Annotated in this window: 3 protein-coding genes; 1 reads left to right on the forward strand and 2 read right to left on the reverse strand. The window is 44.6% G+C overall.

Annotated elements, in window-relative coordinates; all coding sequences use genetic code 11:
* Both WBA23_RS05705 and gldD read right to left on the reverse strand, forming a co-directional pair.
* On the reverse strand, nucleotides 1-1671 hold a 1671-nt coding region (locus WBA23_RS05705), incomplete at its 3' end, for an ATP-dependent DNA helicase RecG (RefSeq protein WP_424581286.1).
* 5 nt (nucleotides 1672-1676) lie between these two features.
* A complete protein-coding gene (gene gldD / locus WBA23_RS05710) occupies nucleotides 1677-2288 on the reverse strand; it encodes a gliding motility lipoprotein GldD (protein WP_424581287.1) in 612 nt (203 codons plus the stop codon).
* Between the two features lie 254 nt (nucleotides 2289-2542).
* Here gldD and rfbB point away from each other — a divergent pair.
* On the forward strand, nucleotides 2543-3494 hold a 952-nt coding region (gene rfbB / locus WBA23_RS05715; protein ID WP_424581288.1), incomplete at its 3' end, for a dTDP-glucose 4,6-dehydratase.

Below are 3494 nucleotides of genomic sequence, written 5' to 3' on the forward strand. Positions count from 1 at the left end.
GGGTACGTCTACACCTACTTCGATTACCGTAGTAGCTACCATAACTTTAGTCTTTCCCTGAGAAAAAAGGTGCATCTCATAGTCTTTATCCGATCCACTCATCCGCCCGTGTACACAGCTTACCGGCACATCGGGAAAGGCTCGCCGGATAGATTCATAGCCATCTTCTAGGTGCTTTAAATCTAATTTCTCCGATTCTTCAATCAGTGGGTACACAATGTATACCTGCCGCCCAGCCTGAATTTGTTCTTTCAGAAACCCAAACACCCGGAGTCGATTATTTTCAAAACGATGGAGAGTTTTGATGGGCTTCCGCCCTTTGGGCAATTCATCGATTACTGAAACATCCAGGTCACCGTAAAGGGTCATAGCTAAAGTGCGAGGAATGGGGGTAGCCGTCATCACTAACACGTGAGGGTATAGTTCACCAGCATTCTTATTCCAGAGTTTCGCTCGTTGGGCTACGCCAAAACGGTGCTGCTCATCTACCACCGATAGCCCTAAATTCTCAAACTGTACCCGGTCTTCCAACAGAGCGTGGGTTCCTACCAGAATGGGTAAAGTGCCCATTTGTAGCATTTCATCAATAATCCGGCGACCTCTTTTTCCGGTAGACCCCGTGAGTAGCGCAATCTCTAATCCTAGTGCATTGGCAAAAGGAGTTAGGTTACGGTAGTGCTGCTCCGCTAAGATTTCGGTAGGAGCCATCAGGGCAACTTGGGTGCCGCTGCTGATAGCGATGAGCATGCAAATGAATGCAACAATTGTTTTTCCACTACCCACATCGCCTTGCAACAATCGGTTCATCTGCTTACCCGAATGTAAGTCAGCGTAAATTTCTTTGATCACCCGTTTTTGAGCGTTAGTTAGTTCAAAGGGCAACTGATCTTCGTAGAACTGATGCACTAGTTTGGTATCTCCGAATACTTGCCCGGGAAACTTATCAATTCGAGCCAGCTTAAGTTTGAGCAGACGTAATTGTACATAGAATAACTCCTCAAACTTCAGCCGAAATGTGGCTTTCTCCAAACAGTTGATAGATTCAGGAAAATGAATGCTTCGGAGTGCATCCCGTTTGGGCATTAACCGGTAGCGCTCCATCAACGGGGCAGACAATGTTTCGGGAATATGTTCGTACGCTTTTTCCATTAAGCGTTTCTGTAGGCGGGCAAGAGTACGACTGTCAATGCGGCCGCGCTTAAGCTTTTCGGTAGTATGGTAGACTGGAAAGAGTTGCCCATTTTCTCGATCAACCGACGCAAGCAGCTCCATTTCCGGGTGCGCCATATTGAATTTTTGCCCGAAACGACTAGGCTTTCCGAAGGCTACATAATCAACCATGGGCTTAAGTTTATTAGCTAGCCAGCTCATTCCTTTGAACCACACCAGCTCTATCTCGCCCGTATCATCCGCAAAAACCGCTACTAATCTTTTTTTGGGACCAGTTCCCACAAAATCCGCTTTACGAATGTGGCCTACAATCTGCACATAAGGCATTTCTTCGTGAATGTCCGCTATATTATGAAACTGCGAACGGTCCTCGTGCCGGAAGGGGTAATGCTGAATAAGATCGCCAAAGGTGTGAATGCTTAACTCTTCGCGCAGCAGATTTCCGGTGCGTTCGCCTACGCCCTTGAGATAATCAATTTTAGTATCGAAGAAACGGCTCATATTGGTTAACGAAGTTCTATAACATTGTTAACTTTATTCTTCCACTCCAGTGTGTTCAGCAGATGAATCATATCAATTTTAATGAATTCAATAATGGGTGCCAAAGAATCGTTTTGAGTAGCGGTACGAAAGTACAATGCGCCCCGTAAAAAGTGATCGGTAGAATCAGTAATGTAAAACTGAAACTGACTAGGTACTTCCCCCGATAGTTCGGCAATCAAAGCTCTTTTTCCGCTGGGAGTACCCAACACATTCTCATCGATAGAGGAGGCACGAATTTGATGGTTGGCCGTTAGCTGGTACGAGTCTTCTAATAGGGTTTCCAACCGCTCTTCGCTTTGGTTAACCGGTTTGTAGGTAAGCTGAATATCGGCAACAAAATCCGGATAGTGAATATTGAGCCAGTAGCGGTCGGCATTGACCGAAGAATCAGGGTGAATGGTAGCGTGCACAGAATATTCAAAGTCGTACGGCAAGGTGTCGGGTAAACTTACGTAACTATGCTCGGGCAGATCAACCCGATTGTAGCCCTTGGGTTTCGGTACGTAATCGGTGGTACAGGCCGCTATACTAAGCAAAAGTGCGATAACTGTAATAATATTTTTGATACAAACCATAACTTGGCGTTAACGTCGTTTTACTAAAAGGTATAGCTAAATTCTGAGTTCCGAATTACTTGATTATTGTTAAACTCAAAACCCTAGACTTGGAACCCTGAACTTATTATGTAAAACACCCAAAATACCTCTAATCTTACACTACCTTACAAACTTTACGGAAAACCTCTTTAGTATATCTCACCAAACATACCGATTATTGTAATGAATCGCGAGAAAGTTAACCGATAGATTTATCCGAAAACAAACCACAGATGGCAGCAAATAAAAAAATTTTAATTACCGGCGGAGCCGGGTTCATCGGTTCTCACGTAGTCCGCTTATTTGTTAATAAGTATTCCAATTACCAAATTTATAATCTGGATGCACTTACCTACGCGGGGAATCTGGAAAACCTGAAAAACATTGAAGGGCAGGCTAATTACCACTTCGTGAAGGGTGATATTTGTAACGAGATGACTATGGTGGAACTATTTCAGGAGATACAACCTGACGCTGTACTGCACCTGGCCGCTGAGTCGCACGTAGACCGATCCATCAAAGACCCAATGGCCTTTATTCGTACCAACGTAATGGGTACGGTAACTTTGCTGAATGCTGCTAAGGAACTGTGGAAAGAAGATATGGATAATCATCTCTTTTATCATATCTCTACCGACGAAGTGTATGGCTCCTTAGATGATGGGGGTTACTTCGTAGAAACTACTTCTTACGATCCAAAGTCACCTTATTCAGCCTCTAAAGCCAGCTCCGATCACTTCGTGCGGGCGTACCACAATACCTACGGTTTGCCGATAGTCATCAGTAATTGTTCCAACAATTATGGTCCTAATCATTTCCCTGAAAAGCTGATTCCGCTTTGTATCAATAACATCAAACACAATCAGCCGCTGCCCATTTACGGCAAAGGCGAGAACGTGCGCGACTGGCTCTACGTAGAGGATCACGCTCGCGCCATTGATACAATTTTTCACCAAGGAAAAGTAGGTGAAACCTACAACATTGGCGGTTTCAATGAGTGGAAAAACATTGATATTGTACGACTTCTTTGCCAGGTAATGGACAGAAAGCTTAATCGTACCGAGGGCACGTCTGAAAAGCTCATCACCTTTGTTACCGACCGAGCCGGGCATGATTTACGCTACGCCATTGATGCCCATAAACTGATGAACGAACTGGGCTGGAAACCTTCGCTTCAGTTTGAAG

The organism is Tunicatimonas sp., from assembly GCF_049647865.1.
Taxonomy (GTDB): domain Bacteria; phylum Bacteroidota; class Bacteroidia; order Cytophagales; family Cyclobacteriaceae; genus Tunicatimonas.

Excerpts from the sequence above, each read along its gene's own strand:
- gldD (WP_424581287.1), bottom strand. The coding sequence starts at position 2,288 with ATGGTTTGTATCAAAAATATTATTACAGTTATCGCACTTTTGCTTAGT.